The 14,705-nt window shown below is 28.1% G+C and carries 13 protein-coding genes; 5 read left to right on the forward strand and 8 right to left on the reverse strand.

Annotated features, from left to right (window positions below; translation table 11 throughout):
- The first annotated feature begins 243 nt into the window (after positions 1-243).
- Entirely contained in the window at positions 244-885 is a 642-nt protein-coding gene (locus ACUXZJ_RS01325) for a hypothetical protein (protein ID WP_145902534.1), read from the forward strand.
- Between the two features lie 112 nt (positions 886-997).
- The gene (locus ACUXZJ_RS01330; protein ID WP_060381629.1) at positions 998-1,636 is read left to right on the forward strand and encodes a hypothetical protein; all 639 of its coding nucleotides are present in this window, start codon (positions 998-1,000) and stop codon (positions 1,634-1,636) included.
- A 655-nt stretch (positions 1,637-2,291) separates the two neighbouring features.
- Here ACUXZJ_RS01330 and ACUXZJ_RS01335 read toward each other — a convergent pair.
- The 5 genes from ACUXZJ_RS01335 to pyrH form a co-directional block, all read right to left on the reverse strand.
- Complete coding sequence (locus ACUXZJ_RS01335; RefSeq protein ID WP_446195603.1) at positions 2,292-5,048, reverse strand: TonB-dependent receptor; 2,757 nt, start codon at positions 5,046-5,048, stop codon at positions 2,292-2,294.
- Positions 5,049-5,077: 29 nt separating this feature from the next.
- On the reverse strand, positions 5,078-6,067 hold the full coding sequence (locus ACUXZJ_RS01340; protein ID WP_063743252.1) for a hypothetical protein: 990 nt from the start codon (positions 6,065-6,067) through the stop codon (positions 5,078-5,080).
- A gap of 139 nt (positions 6,068-6,206) precedes the next feature.
- Positions 6,207-7,280, reverse strand: a complete 1,074-nt coding sequence (locus tag ACUXZJ_RS01345) for a Ppx/GppA phosphatase family protein (RefSeq protein ID WP_060381626.1) — start codon at positions 7,278-7,280, stop codon at positions 6,207-6,209.
- A gap of 152 nt (positions 7,281-7,432) precedes the next feature.
- Positions 7,433-7,996, reverse strand: coding sequence for a ribosome recycling factor (gene frr, locus ACUXZJ_RS01350; RefSeq protein WP_060381625.1), 564 nt, complete (start codon positions 7,994-7,996; stop codon positions 7,433-7,435).
- A 52-nt stretch (positions 7,997-8,048) separates the two neighbouring features.
- Positions 8,049-8,756, reverse strand: a complete 708-nt coding sequence (gene pyrH, locus ACUXZJ_RS01355; protein WP_063743253.1) for a UMP kinase — start codon at positions 8,754-8,756, stop codon at positions 8,049-8,051.
- 182 nt (positions 8,757-8,938) lie between these two features.
- Between pyrH and ACUXZJ_RS01360 the strand changes: the two genes are divergently transcribed.
- Together ACUXZJ_RS01360 and ACUXZJ_RS01365 are read left to right on the forward strand one after the other, a co-directional pair.
- Positions 8,939-9,580 (forward strand): PAS domain-containing protein, encoded by a 642-nt coding sequence (locus tag ACUXZJ_RS01360; protein WP_063743254.1) that lies wholly within the window; start codon positions 8,939-8,941, stop codon positions 9,578-9,580.
- A 6-nt stretch (positions 9,581-9,586) separates the two neighbouring features.
- On the forward strand, positions 9,587-10,822 hold the full coding sequence (locus ACUXZJ_RS01365) for an MFS transporter (RefSeq protein WP_060381622.1): 1,236 nt from the start codon (positions 9,587-9,589) through the stop codon (positions 10,820-10,822).
- A 280-nt stretch (positions 10,823-11,102) separates the two neighbouring features.
- On the opposite strand, the gene ACUXZJ_RS01370 is transcribed toward ACUXZJ_RS01365, so the two are convergent.
- The 3 genes from ACUXZJ_RS01370 to ACUXZJ_RS01380 form a co-directional block, all read right to left on the reverse strand.
- Positions 11,103-11,471, reverse strand: a complete 369-nt coding sequence (locus ACUXZJ_RS01370) for a hypothetical protein (RefSeq protein WP_060381620.1) — start codon at positions 11,469-11,471, stop codon at positions 11,103-11,105.
- Between the two features lie 73 nt (positions 11,472-11,544).
- Complete coding sequence (locus ACUXZJ_RS01375) at positions 11,545-12,195, reverse strand: queuosine precursor transporter (RefSeq protein WP_060381619.1); 651 nt, start codon at positions 12,193-12,195, stop codon at positions 11,545-11,547.
- A gap of 54 nt (positions 12,196-12,249) precedes the next feature.
- Complete coding sequence (locus ACUXZJ_RS01380; protein ID WP_060383798.1) at positions 12,250-13,320, reverse strand: Ppx/GppA phosphatase family protein; 1,071 nt, start codon at positions 13,318-13,320, stop codon at positions 12,250-12,252.
- Between the two features lie 138 nt (positions 13,321-13,458).
- Here ACUXZJ_RS01380 and ACUXZJ_RS01385 point away from each other — a divergent pair, with 138 nt between their 5' ends.
- Positions 13,459-14,694 (forward strand): MFS transporter, encoded by a 1,236-nt coding sequence (locus ACUXZJ_RS01385; RefSeq protein WP_060381618.1) that lies wholly within the window; start codon positions 13,459-13,461, stop codon positions 14,692-14,694.
- Positions 14,695-14,705: the final 11 nt, after the last annotated feature.

Raw genomic sequence — 14,705 nt, forward strand, 5'->3', positions numbered from 1 at the left:
TATTTAAATAAACTTTAATTAATATTAAGACTCTTTTTTTTTTGAAATCTTAAAGATCTAAACACTCTGCATCTCTTTTCTTAAAACACATCATTTAAGCCTCTTTTTCAAGACTATAGCTCTCTTTTTAGGCATTTTTTCAGTATCTTTGTAGTATCCCAAACTATTCTCTAAAACCTACTTTAAGTAATTTGATTTAGCATAATGCTACTTCTAAAAATAAACTTAAAATCGGACAAAAACATGAGAAAATCAATTTTATTTTTATCATCATTAATAATCATTAGCTGTAAAGCAGATAAATATTCAAACGAAAAAATCAAAAATCAAGGTTTTGTTTCAACAAGAGATATGCTTGTAGATACGAATCCATCTGAAGAGAAAGAAGAAAACACTTCTTATTTAATTCCTTCAGAAAAAAGTAAATTTCCTTTTATAATTGATCAAAAAGTTTACAATGAATTAGCTGATAGTCAATATACTCCTATCAAAGACATTAACACTGTTAATAGTTTATTAATCCCAAAATATAAAAAGGAACTTATATCTATAAATAATGATACGCATCTATTGAGTAATTATAGTTTTATAAAAATTGCCGAAAGAAAGATCAAAAATTTTAAAATAACTTTTTTTGTATCTCGCTACCACGGAAATGGAGCTTTTACCACAACTTTTGCAAATGTAACAAGGGAAAATTCTAACAAAATTATAGATTCAAAGAAAGTGGGTTATTATTATTCTTATGTGGGAGAAAGTAAGTTAGTAACTTTAGTAATGGATAAAAATGGAAAAATAGAAATTACCACAATGATTGACAGGGATAAACCTACTATGGAAAATTTAAAAATTGATACAAATGGAAAAATTGTGGCTTCAAGATAATCTATTTTAAGATTGGCATTAACCTAATCTTTTCAAAATAAGATTTTTAAAGAAGCGTAAATTGAATTAGAAAAAAATTAACAGAATATAAGACTTAAAATTAGACAAACACATGAAAAAAACGATTTTACTTTTGTCATCTCTAGTAATCATTAGTTGTAAATCCGACAAGCATTCTAACGAAAAAACAAAAGATGAAAAAGTTTCTTCAATAGAAGATACACTGGCACATATTAATCAATCAGAAGAAAATATTTCTTATATGATTCCTTCGGAAAAAGAAGCATTTCCTTTTATAATTGATCAAAAAGTTTACGATAAATTAAGTAATTCAGATAGTCAATATACTTTTATCAAAGACATTAATACTATAAATAAATTATTAACTCCAAAGTATAAAAAGGAACTTATATCCCTAAATAATAACCCTAAATTACTAGATGATTATAGTTTTGTAAAAATAGCTGAAAGAAAGTTTAAAAATTTTAAAATAACTTTTTTCTCGGCTCTCTATCATGGAGATGGTGATTTTATTGCAACTTTTGCTAATGTAACAAAAGAAAATTCTAGTGAAATCATAGATTCTAGAAAAGTTTGTGACTATTATGACTATATGGGAGGAACAAAACTAGCTGCTTTAGTAATGGATAAAAATGGGAAAATAGAAATTACCACCACCGTTGATAAAAAGAAACCTAGTATAGAAAGTCTAAGAATTGATATGGATGGGAAAATTATTTCTTCTAAATAATTTATTTTTAAAATTTATTAAACTCAGTAGTCTTAAAAATTTCTTATTATAAGGTTGCTGAGTTTAATAAAAGTATATTTAAAGTGTCTTTTTAAACTTTTAAAATTCTATCTCTAACTTATACGAATAAACCTCTTTTATATCTCTCTATAAACAATCATAAAAGTATGATTTAGCAACAATAATCTTTTTTTTAAATAAAGGTATAGGATTAATAAATTCAAGGTTAAAATTACATTTATATCATTTAAACTTTGAAATTTCCTTATGATAATATTTTTTCAACCTTGAGACTCTCCAAAAAGTTCGCAATCTTGTTATTTAGACCAAAGGGAGAAATCAGATAATATTGATTATGAGACTCCTCTTTACGTCAGAGTAACAGACTGCATGTTTATTTAGACACTATCCTACAAAAACAATAAAAATTAGTATTGATTCTCGATGCGCTTCGCGCTCTAACTAACGATGATTTCAATTATATACTCAACTGTTTGCTAGAATTGTTTTAAAATAAAAAAAACAGATCGAGAATTCTACTTTTTAATCCAGTATATTTTAAGTTTAAATGATATTATTTATATAAAAGGGTCATTTATTTTAACAATAAAAAAGGGTATCCTCTCGGATACCCTTTTATTTTTTAAACTAATTTTTAAAATCTATATTGGACAGCAAAATTCCAAGTTCTTCCAAGACCAAAAAAGGCTGTATTAGCTCCATTAATCCCTTTAAAATTAGCAGGAAAAGCATTGCCATAAGTTGTATTCGTACCAGGAAGATTTTGATTATTTAAATAACTTCTTGTAGATTCAGTTATGTAAAGTGTATCAAAAATATTGTTCATAGATAAACCTACATTAACTAGATCTTCATTATTAAGTCTAATTTTGTATTTTAAGTTTGTATCAAATAATAAGAAAGAAGGTAATTTTAAATCATGTACAGCATAACTATCTGGATACCAAACAGGATCATATTGTTCAGCTGAGGTATTACTATAAAAGTTATCATGATATTTCCCTGTAACTGTAAAAGATAATCTTCTAATTGGCTCTAAAGACAAAGAAAGACTGCTCATCCATTCAGGAACACTTCCTATTCTAGTATCTTTTATATATAAAGTGGTTGTTTGATTATCATCATACTCTGTATATAAAGCATCTTTAGTATATTTTCCTTCTCCGAAAGAATGGCTACTGTAAATTGTAAATTTCTGGAAAGGTTTGTATGTAAAGTCTAACTCAATTCCTGAATTTCTTTTACTTAAATCATGTGTAAAGCCTGTAACTCCGTAACCTGTTTCAAATAATTGTTCTGTTGAATTATCTAAATAATTTGTATAGGCAACGAAATTTAAATTAAAGCTTTTACTTAAGAAAGTATACCCTGCTTCAATTGATTTAAAGTTTTCATTTTTAAAACCATTCTTAATTTTGTTTGTTTGAAAATCAAAAACATAATTTAAAATTGGAACTCTCGATACTAGACCACAGTTAAACCAAATATTGTTTTTAGCATTCATATTCCAGTTTGCACCAAATTTTACGTTATATGAATCTAAATTTACATGTTGTGAAGACTCCGATAGATTCGTATTAAAAATATCGTATGTTACCTTGCTGAAATCATTTTCGCTATATCCTCCTTGAAGTAAAAAGTTGAATTTTTTCAAATTTAACTGTAACTGTGAGTAGGCCCCATAATACGAAATAATATTTTCCTTGTAGTAATCAATTTTTGTAGACTTAATTACTTTAAAAGGATTCCATAAATCATCTTTCAAAGAAAAGGTTTCTGTAGTAAAGATTGATTTATTTTGCAATTGATTAACTAAATAACCATCAGCTCCAAATAAATCGTTTAAATATTTAGTATGTATAGAAGAGGATTTTCTAATATCAATACCAATATCAAATTTAAGTTTAGAAGTCAAGTTTGTTGAATAGTTTAATAATCCTCCATATACCTTGCTTTTAGCAAAATTCTCTGTTTGAGATATACCAGAAGTCTCTGTATTAAACTCAGTAGAATTTAAATATAATTGTTTTCCATTTACTATATAAGGAACACGAGTGTAAGATTTCGGGGTTGAACCTATTTTTTGTTCTATTATATTTGTTGCTAAACCTCTATTATAAGCTCTAATATAATTGTAATCAATTGTATTATTAGAATTTAAGAACTTACTATAATCATTAAAAATTTCAGTTCCTGTATAATCTTTGAAAGAGGTATTTCCATAAACGCCATATCCTTTTAAGGCTAATATGTTATTTTCATTTATTTTATATTGCCATTCTAAGCTCAAGGAAGGTGTATGGGTAGCATTATTATTTAACGAAAGATTTTTACCATTGTATTCGTTATAGGTAACATTGTATTTAGGATCTAGTCCTGACTCATCAGTACTGTCATCTATAGTAGATATTCTATTTCTAAAATCAATCCAATTTGGTGATCCTATCAATTTAAGGATAAATTTATGGTGATCTGTTTTGTACCCCATACCTAGGTAATAACCTGTAGCATTAAAAGCCGTTCCAGGAAAGTATCCGTTACTAGAGGTATTAGATAATGATAAATTAAGACCAAATCCTTTATCTACATTTCCTGTGTTTAGACTTAAACTATATTTTCTATAATCATTATTTCCTGATTCAACTGATATATAGTTATCATATTTTGTAAAAGGATCACGTAATATAAAGTTAACTGTACCTGCAACGGATGCGTTTACAAGTTTAGAAGATCCTAAACCTCTTTGAATTTGAATAGCATCTAAAGCATCGCTTGCTGGTGCAATAAATGACCAGTTTACTTCTCCACTTTCAAAATCTCTTAACGAGATACCGTCTAATAAAGGAGTTATATTATTTTGATTATATCCTCTAAGACGAAGTCTACTTTTAGAATAACTTCCTCCTAAGGGTGTTGTGTATACCCCTGGTAACAGGGCAGCTCTTTCTATAAAATCTTTATTACTATTGTGATTAAATTCAGTGCTCTCAAAAATTGTATTTGTGGCTGTTGGCGATTTTCTCAAAAATGCTAAGTCGACTAAAGCCGATTCTGTTTCTAAATTTTTTAATAAATCTTCTTCTAAATAAATAATACCTACATCTAACTTACTTTTGGTAAATTCTATAAATTTATAAGTAGTCTTATAGCCTGGTAATTTTAGTATTAATTTACCTGTCTTTTCTTTTGAGTTCAAGATAAAATTACCTGATTTATCTGTATGAACTTGATGAATATATTTCTTTTCATCTGCACTAGCTAAAATTACTTTTACGGAAAAAAGATTATCATCGTTACCATTTCTGATATTGCCAAAAACTTTGAATTGAGCAAAATTGGCTTGATGAAATATTAAACTCAAAAAGAGAAGAAGTTGTATTTTTTTATTCATAAGTTTGTTTTTTACAAAAAATTAATGGGTTAGTCAATAAGCTTATTGGCTAAATAATTAACCAACTTTGCTTTATTAGTATTTTTACAATATAAAATCTTTTTCTTCGAATTTGTTTCTAAATTTTTCAAAATTAATGTTAGAAATTTATTCCCAATTGAGAGTTCATATTTTGAATAGTATGTGAGTACTTTATCTGCTTCAATATTAGCTGATGCTAATACTTGATAACGATCAAATTTTTTATCTAAACTAATTTGATGATTTTCAAGATCTTCAATTTTCACTGGATTGAACTCTAAATCAATAGCTCCTCCATTAAACAAAGCATAAGATGCCCAAGCTGATTCTCCTGTGAGATAAATATTTTTTTTATCTCTCATTTCATCATTGTAGTAATAAAGTTGTTTGATATTTTCATTTAATTTGGAAATTTCTGCTTTTTTAGAATCATCATTTAAAAATTCTAACTTTTGGAAATCACTATTGGGTATAACGGTTACTTTGAAACCATCTTTTTTGGTATAGCTAGAAAAAGTTGTTTCTTTTTCATTAATATTGATTAATGCTGCTTCATCTTTATCTTCTTTTTTAAGCAATCCTTCAAAAATATATTCACAACTTTTTTGATTATTTAAAAAATCAATCTTTGCTATTTTTTTGCTCAAAAGCTCTTTTTGGATAGCAATCATTTCAGCCTCAGAAAACAAATCTGAATCGCTAATCAAAAATGTTTTATCTGATTCTACATTTTGTTCTAATTTGATTTTCTGAACATTAGCGATTATAGCTGCGGTTATTTTTTTTACCAAACTTAAACGATCCTCATTAGGATCTGGCACTATGGGGTCTGACCAAAAACTTTTAAGTTTAAACTCATCCGCTACATCAGGTTTAGATTCAATAACAAGTACTTTTACCTCCTTGTTATTGAACTCTAGACCTACTATTTTTTTTTGAGCAAATCCTACGAATGCTTCTAAAAATAAAATAATTAAAAAAAGGTTTTTTTTGATCATAATAGAAACGAAAAGGCTATGTAAAATATTCTATAATAATTTATTTTTGTTTGATATTTTAGTACAGATTTTCACATTTGACAATAGAATGCAAACTTAAAAATAAGCTTACGAAACTAGACATTCTTTCTTTAATTAATTACCATATTTTTTTTATCTTGTTTGACCTATCAACTATATAAGAAACTAACCATGCGGTTTGTCCTTGTTTTGCAAAGAATAATTTTTTATCATTAATATTCGGAATATCTTCTAAACAAACTAACAGAAGAGCAGAACCTGATATTAAATGTTTTTGAGAATATGTTTTCAAAACGCGTTCTACTTCTTTGTTTTTCTTAGCTAATTCTTCAAATTTTTGAAAATTATTTTTTACAACAGCATCATAGTTGATTACATCTTCCAATGTAAAGCCATTAAAATTATCTTTTGCCTCACCTCCATTATAAAGTGTATAGAAAGCCCATACTGCCCCTCCTGACATATAAACATTTTGCTTTTCTAAGGCTTGGGGTTTAGAATTGTACATTGCTTTTATTTGTTCTCTTAACATAGGTGTTAGACCAAATAATTTTTCGTTATACTCTCCTATACTTTCGCTTTTAGTCTTCTTTTTAACTGTTTCTGTTAATGTTATACTTCCATAATCGAATGAAAGAGGAAAAAAAACGAAATTATCGTTATTAAAAGTATCTACATAACCTCCTTTTGTGTTCCCTCCTCCAATATCTAGAACTGTCGAATTCAAGTAATTAACAGGTGGAATACATCCTTTCAATAACATTTTCCCTTCTGCTTGTGCGTCTATAAAATCAAGTTCTTTGTTCGTCAATTTTTTAACTGCATCAACCAGTTCCTTTGTATTAGATGCCATGGCTACTCCAGAAGATCCAACAATAAAAATATTTTGTTCGGTAACTTTAAACTCATTTTTAACTCTTAAATAACTTCTATAAACTACTTCTGAAGCTATCTTTATATCTTCAGCTGCCAATTTACCATCAATAGCTATTCCACGTGCAATACCTACATTTTCTGTCCAAAAGGATTTAATTTCATAACTCCCTTTTTTGATGTTATCTACATCTAGAACTGAAATTTTAATTCCTTTACTTCCTATTTCAATTCCTCCGAAAAGGCTATCATCATAAGATGCTGACGCAAATTGAGCGAAAACAAACGATAGTAATAAAAATATTTTTTTCACTTTCATAGTAAAAATATTATGTGTTATTTATATTAGAAAAACAGAACGCAATTTACGCGCCTTTATTCAAAAAACAATGTAGAAAGAAATCTACAAAAACCAATCTGTTAAAAAAGCAATGTTTTTTATTTTCCTAAAAATCATTGCTTTTCTAATTTTTAAACTTTCATTATTTCTGCCTCTTTTACGGCATAAAGTTCATCTACTTTTTTAATGTAGGCATCTGTTAACTTTTGAACATTTTCTTCTGCTGTTTTACAAACATCTTCTGATGTTCCTTCTTTTTCTAATTTTTTAATATCATTATTTGCTTCCTTACGTGCATTTCTAACACCTATTTTAGCATCTTCTGCCTCTGATTTTGCTTGTTTTGCTAATTCACGACGGCGTTCTTCTGTTAGAGGAGGAACGGATATAATAATATTATCTCCGTTATTCATAGGATTAAAGCCAATGTTTGCAATCATAATAGCTCTTTCTATTGGTTGAAGCATGCTTTTTTCCCAAGGTGTTACGGTTATTGTACGTGCATCTGGAGTATTAATATTGGCTACCTGAGAAAGAGGCGTTTGAGAGCCATAATAGTCTACAAAAACACCCCCTAACATTTGTGGAGATGCTTTACCTGCTCTAATATTTAAAAATTCTTTTTCTAAGTGAATTAAAGAACCTTCCATTGATTCTTTAGTACTATCTAATATAAAATTAATTTCTTCTGTCATTTCTCTATACGTTATATTAATTCAAATTTTTCTGAATAAATGAATCTTAATACTAAATATTAACAACGGTTCCTATATTTTCTCCTTGGCATATTTTAAGTAAATTACCTTCTTTATTCATATCAAATACAATTATAGGTAATTTATTTTCCTGACTTAGGGTAAATGCTGTAGTATCCATTACATTTAACCCTTTTGCCAATACGTCGTCAAAAGAAATATAATCAAATTTTACTGCGTCTGGATTTTTTTCTGGATCTGCATTATACACCCCATCTACTCGAGTTCCTTTTAGTATTACATCTGCATCTACCTCTATTCCTCTCAACACAGCAGCTGTATCAGTTGTAAAATAAGGATTTCCAGTACCTGCTCCAAAAATTACAATTCTTCCTTTTTCAAGGTGTCTAACAGCTCTTCTTTTTATATAGGGTTCTGCTATGGCTTCTATTTTTAACGCAGTTTGCAAACGCGTTAACATTCCTTTTTCTTCTAGAGCACTTTGCAACGCCATACCGTTAATGATAGTTGCCAACATTCCCATATAATCTCCTTGTACTCTATCCATACCATTACTTGCCCCTGCAACACCTCTGAAGATATTTCCTCCTCCTATAACAATTGCTATTTCTACACCTAGGTCATGTACTTTTTTTATTTCCTCAGCGTATTCTGCTAATCTTTTTGGTTCTATTCCATACTGTCGTTCGCCCATTAAGGCTTCTCCACTTAATTTTAAGAGTATTCTTTTATATTTCATTACGCGTTAATTTGCTATGCAAATATAAAAATTAAATCTTTATTTTCTCCTTTATAAACGAAAGCAATTCCAATTAAAATAACTCAAAAGATGTTTTTTTTATTTTTTTATGACAAAAATCAGTTTTTGTATTTTTTTTCGCCGTAACTTTACTGTTGCAAATAAGCAAATTTGGATTAAATATGGATTTAGAAATTAAAAGACCATTACCTCTAAATGAAGAGGTTGTTTGGGATACTACTAAAACTATTATGAGTAAAACTGACATTTATGGAACTATTGAGTATGTAAATGAAGTATTTGCAGAAGTTTCGGGCTATCAAGAGTATGAATTGGTAGGCCAACCTCATAATATTGTTAGACACCCAGACACACCTCAGATCATCTTCAAGGTAATGTGGGATAACATCAAAAAAGGGCATAAATTCCATGGAATTATCAAAAATCTTTCCAAATCAGGTCGTTATTATTGGGTGATAACTGATTTTGATTATGTAGTGGATGAAAATGCCAATATCACTAAATATATTGCAAGAAGAAAAGCTGTACCTAGCGAAGTAGTTAAAAAAGTAGATGATTTGTATAAAAAATTATTACAAATAGAACAAGTAAGAGGAATTGATGGAAGTGAAAAATTTCTAACAGGATATCTTGAAGAATTGGGTATGACCTACGTTCAGCTCATAACCAAAATAATGGTAGATGAAACTAATGAAGTAGAAGAAAAACAAGAATTAGAAGTAGCAAAAACAAATGATGACTTAGAGCATGTTCGCAGTGGGTTTTTCTCTAAATTTTTTGCAACTAAACTTAATCTATTCTAATGTTTTATGGAATTTATAAAAAAAAATCGAATACATTTTAACTTAGAAATAAAAGTAATTGCCTTAATCACATTAATTAATAGAATGGGAGCCGTAGTGGTTCCCTTTTTATCAAAATACCTTAACGAAACCCTAGGTTTCACCTATTCTCAAATAGGTTGGATAATGGTTTGCTTTGGGATTGGCTCTTTAGTAGGAACTTTTACTAGCGGTCGTCTATCAGACATTATAGGATCTTACAAAGTAATGATTTTCAGTCTTTTTACCAGCGGTATTGTTTTTTTTATTCTCAAATATGTAAAAAGCTTTGAGGCCATTTGTTTTACTGTTTTTTTGCTCACCACCATTGCAGATATGTATCGTCCTGCAATGATGCTAACAGTTAATAGCTATGTAAGTAAAGATATGAAATTACAATCCTTATCTTTAATTCGATCAGCTTCTAATTTAGGTCTTGTGTTTGGCCCTGTAATTGGAGGATTAGTTATATCATACTGGAATTATGACGTTCTTTTTTGGGTAGATGGTATAACTTGTCTTTTAGCAATTTCCGTTTTTTCATTATTAGTAAAAGAACGCAAAGTTCCGTTTGATCTAAATCTAACAAAAACTACTTTGGATAGATTAGCACCTATAAAAGATATTCCTTTTGTGTTAAATTGGATTATTGCAATGATTACAGGTTATCTATTCTTTCAAGTTTTTACTATTTTACCTTTGTTTCAAAAAAATTCTTTTCAACTAAAAGATGTAACAACTGGAATGCTTTTTGGATTTAGCGGAATCCTTTTTATACTATTTGAAGTACGTTTAATTAATAAGATGCAAGTAAAAAGAATAAATGAAACTTTAGCTATTATAATTGGACTTATACTCTTTTCTTTAGGATATTTTTCTTTATACTGTATTCATAACAGTACTGTTTTATGGTTTTTTATGGCTCTCATGACTTTTGGAAATATGCTTACTTTTTCCTACGCAAGTGGTCTAGTACTAAAAAGAAGCCATAAAAATCATGAAGGAATATTCATGTCAGTATTTCAGATGAGTTATGGTTTTGCTCACGTTCTAAGTTCAAAAACAGGTCTATCTATAGTTCAATATCTTGGCTATGAAGCAAACTGGTTAATAAATTCAATCATATCTATAATTGGAGTTGGATTAACCTACTTATTGTATTTAACATTAAAAAAAGAACAAATTTCTCTTAAAGAAAAAATAGCAAAGCAATTATTTAATTAAACATTATATTTAATACCATGTGATTGTTTGTTAGAAGTCCTAAAAAAAGAAGTATCAATTAAAGAAACCATTTATACTCTTTAATATAGAACTTCTTTTATTTTAGGACTTCTTTTGTCCCAAATTGCGTAATAAAATTTTCTTACAAAAAAAGGCATTGAATCTAAAAAAACACTCTTTTTTTGTTCTCAATACATCTCCAGAAAAGATCTAGTTTTTTTATTTCCTTATATTTTCCCTTTCATTACAAAATATAATAACGTATACTTGGGTTTTGATTTTACAAACTAATACTTTTCTTATATTTATTCAACAATGCCTTTGTCATAGTTAAATTCGCTTCAGAGGCATCTACCACAAGATAAATTAAAAACTCATGATTATTTGAAATATCAATAACATGATATTGTGAAGTTAACGTAATTGTTATATCTTGAACGTATTGATTTTGTTTTAGTGCATGAATTCCGTTTAGTTTAGCACGAACCATTTCTAAAATATAATTAGAATCAAGATCTATATTATAATCCTTTAAAACGGATTTTGAATGATAAATGATTCCTTTATGAATATCAAGAATACTAACCGCTATAAAGCCTGGTAAATTTTTAGCGATAGAATCACCAAATTCTGTAAGTAGATCAGCCATTTTAAATTATTTTTTTTGGGTAGCAAATGTAAGGAATATGATTTTTTTGGGGACTAAAGTTTTTAATCATTTTTCATGAATCTTCTTTAAGATATTTTTTAATTAGGTAGTGACTTAAATATATCAGGGGAGTTAACAAGATAGCCAAACTCAATTTAATTGTATAACCTGTTAAGGCAGAAGATATAAAGGTTTCGAAATTTATTTTCCCTGGCAACCAGAATGCAATTCCTAAAACTACAAAAGAATCTACTAGCTGAGATATCATTGTTGACCCTGTTGCTCGTAGCCAAATTTTAGAATTTCCAGTTTTTTGTTTTACAAGATGAAAAATACTGACATCTATTAATTGAGAGCAAATAAAAGCTACAACACTTCCTACAATAATCCACATACTTTGCCCAAAAACAGCAATAAACTGAGCATCATCAACAGGGCTAATTCCTTTTGCAGACGGAATTGAAATAGCCATAAAAAGTACTACAAACGAATAAACAATAAGACTTGCTGTTATGTATGAAAGTTTACGAACTCCTTTTTCTCCAAAATATTCATTAATTAAATCTGTTGTTAAAAAAACAATAGGCCAAGGCAATATACCAATACTCATCACAAAAGGACCTATCTGGATTAATTTGCCTCCTATTAATTCTGCAACTACGGCATTCGTTATAAATATACCTGCTAAAATGGTAAATAAAAGTTGTTCTCGATTCTTAAACATATATAAGAAAATCTATAATTTCTAATTAAACAAAAAAATTTGGCAATCTAAAGATTACCAAATTTTTTTTACTTTTTTTGAATATTCTGCTACATAAGAAACTAGCCAAGCAATATGTCCTTGTTTTGCAAAATATAATTTCTTTTCATCTATGTTAGGAATTGCTTCAAGAGCGACTATTAATATATTACTTCCCGATATTAAATGCTTTTGTGAATATGTTTTTAACACTTTATCTATTTCTGGATCTTTTTTAGCTAATTCTTCAAACTTTTTAAAATTATTTTTTAAGATTGCATCGTAATTAATAACATCTTCTAATTTAAATTCATTAAAATTTTCTTTAGCTAAACCATTATACAGTGTATAAAAGGCCCAAACGGATCCTCCTGAAAGATATATATTAGGTTTATCTAAAGCATTTTTACCTGAATTATACATAGCTCTTACTTGATCTCGTAATTCTGGTAGAAAACCAAATGCTTTCTCAGTAAAATCAGAAAGGGAGCTTGATTTTGTTCTTTTGTTAATTGCCTCAGTAAGGGTTATCGTTCCATAATTTAAATTAATAGGAAAGAACACGAAGTTTTCGTTGTTAAGAACATCTATATAACCTCCTTTTGTATTTCCTCCTCCAATATCTAACACCATAGAAGTAGCATAGTTTTCAGCAGGAATTAATCCTCTCATCAACATTTTACCTTCATTATTTGCTGTAATAAATTCTAAATCTTTATTGATGACTGTTTTTATTTTTTCTGTTAATTCGTTTGTATTCTTTGCTTGTGCTACTCCAGAAGATCCTACTACAAAAATATTTTCTACTGGTACATGAAATTCATTTTTTATTTTTAAAAAATCCGCTGTTACAATTTCAACAGCTTTTGCAATGTCTTCATTAAGTAATTTTCCATCTATTGATATTCCTTTTGCTATACCAATATTATCTGTCCAAAAGGATTTTATTTCATAATCGCCTTTTTTAATATTATCAACATCTATAACAGATACCTTAACTCCTTTGCCCCCAATTTCTATTCCTCCATAAAGGTTCTTACTCTGAGCAATAGACAAAGTAACACTTGCAAACAAAAAAAAATGTGTAATTAATTTTTTAATTTTCATACTCTTGAATTTCATGCTCAATTTTAAGCATTTTTAGATACAAAAGCAAAAATAAAAGTAGAAATATTTCTATGGTTTTTATAGGATTTTACACCATTTACTTTTTAAATTTGCGTAACATTTAAACTTAACTTGTATATGAATTCAATTTTAAAGGACTTCAAAACTTTACCAAGAGAAGTTTGGTTTTTTTTCTTTATGATATTAATCAATAGAATGGGTGCAATGGTTGTTCCTTTCATGTCTAAATATCTATATGAAGATTTAAAATTTAGCTATACAGAAATAGGAACCATTATGATGTGCTTTGGTGCTGGTTCTATCGTCGGTACTTTTCTTGTGGGAAAAATTTCAAAAAACATCAGCAGCTACAAACTCATGATTTGCAGTATGTTTTTTAATGGTGTAATTCTATTTAGCTTACAATTTGTAAAGAATTTTTATTCTTTATGTTTTACTGTTTTTCTTTTAAATGTTGTCGCAGATATGTTTAGACCTTCTATGATGGCTACATTAAAAGATTTTGTTAAAAAAGAAGACCGAATTAAAGCTTTTTCTCTTATGAGAACAGCTTCTAATTTTGGTTTTATAATATCTCCTATCATTGCAGGTATCTCTATTGCTACTATTGGTTATTACTTATTATTTTATATTGATGGTTTATCATCTATTGCTGCTGTATTATTTTTTGTAACTTTTGTAAAAGAAAAAAAGCTATTACACAAATTAACTTTCTCTAATTTAAATGAAGAAAAATTTGTTTTCCTAAAAGATAAATTATTATTAATACATTGTTTGATAACCGTTATTACAGGCATCATATTTTTTCAAATATTTTCTGTTTTACCATTATACTATACAGATATTCTAAAACAATCCCCTACGTTCAATACCTATACATTAGTATTTTATGGATTAATTTTATTCTTACTAGAAGTAGCGGTTGTTTCATACATTAAAAACAAGGGTATAAAAACACTAAATGCTATTCTTTACGGATTAATTTTAATGGTTTTTGGTTATTTAATCTTAGTTCTTTTACAACAAACCATAGGTGTTTTTCTTGCCTTATTGTTTATTAGTTTTGGTGTTATGCTCACCTTCCCTTTTGCTGCTGACTTTGTTCTTGAGCGTTCTTATAAAAAAATGGAAGCTAAATTTTTATCTTATTTTCAAATGTGTTATGGGATAGCTCAGTTTTTAAGTGCCAAATTAAGTTTATTCATAATTCATAAATTGGGATATAACACAAATTTCTTTTTAAACATTGTATTAGGAATAACAGGAGCAATACTTTCTTATTTTTTGATTAACTTAGTTATAAAGGAACGAAGAGATAAGAAAGCAGCCATTGTAAATTCATTCTTTAAATAATGCTTTAAACA

This window comes from Flavobacterium sp. TN-1, from assembly GCF_052828645.1.

Excerpts from the sequence above, each read along its gene's own strand:
- ACUXZJ_RS01325 (WP_145902534.1), top strand. The coding sequence starts at position 244 with ATGAGAAAATCAATTTTATTTTTATCATCATTAATAATCATTAGCTGT.
- ACUXZJ_RS01330 (WP_060381629.1), top strand. The coding sequence starts at position 998 with ATGAAAAAAACGATTTTACTTTTGTCATCTCTAGTAATCATTAGTTGT.
- ACUXZJ_RS01335 (WP_446195603.1), bottom strand. The coding sequence starts at position 5,048 with ATGAATAAAAAAATACAACTTCTTCTCTTTTTGAGTTTAATATTTCAT.
- ACUXZJ_RS01340 (WP_063743252.1), bottom strand. The coding sequence starts at position 6,067 with ATGATCAAAAAAAACCTTTTTTTAATTATTTTATTTTTAGAAGCATTC.
- ACUXZJ_RS01345 (WP_060381626.1), bottom strand. The coding sequence starts at position 7,280 with ATGAAAGTGAAAAAAATATTTTTATTACTATCGTTTGTTTTCGCTCAA.
- frr (WP_060381625.1), bottom strand. The coding sequence starts at position 7,996 with ATGACAGAAGAAATTAATTTTATATTAGATAGTACTAAAGAATCAATG.
- pyrH (WP_063743253.1), bottom strand. The coding sequence starts at position 8,756 with ATGAAATATAAAAGAATACTCTTAAAATTAAGTGGAGAAGCCTTAATG.
- ACUXZJ_RS01360 (WP_063743254.1), top strand. The coding sequence starts at position 8,939 with ATGGATTTAGAAATTAAAAGACCATTACCTCTAAATGAAGAGGTTGTT.
- ACUXZJ_RS01365 (WP_060381622.1), top strand. The coding sequence starts at position 9,587 with ATGGAATTTATAAAAAAAAATCGAATACATTTTAACTTAGAAATAAAA.
- ACUXZJ_RS01370 (WP_060381620.1), bottom strand. The coding sequence starts at position 11,471 with ATGGCTGATCTACTTACAGAATTTGGTGATTCTATCGCTAAAAATTTA.
- ACUXZJ_RS01375 (WP_060381619.1), bottom strand. The coding sequence starts at position 12,195 with ATGTTTAAGAATCGAGAACAACTTTTATTTACCATTTTAGCAGGTATA.
- ACUXZJ_RS01380 (WP_060383798.1), bottom strand. The coding sequence starts at position 13,320 with ATGAAAATTAAAAAATTAATTACACATTTTTTTTTGTTTGCAAGTGTT.
- ACUXZJ_RS01385 (WP_060381618.1), top strand. The coding sequence starts at position 13,459 with ATGAATTCAATTTTAAAGGACTTCAAAACTTTACCAAGAGAAGTTTGG.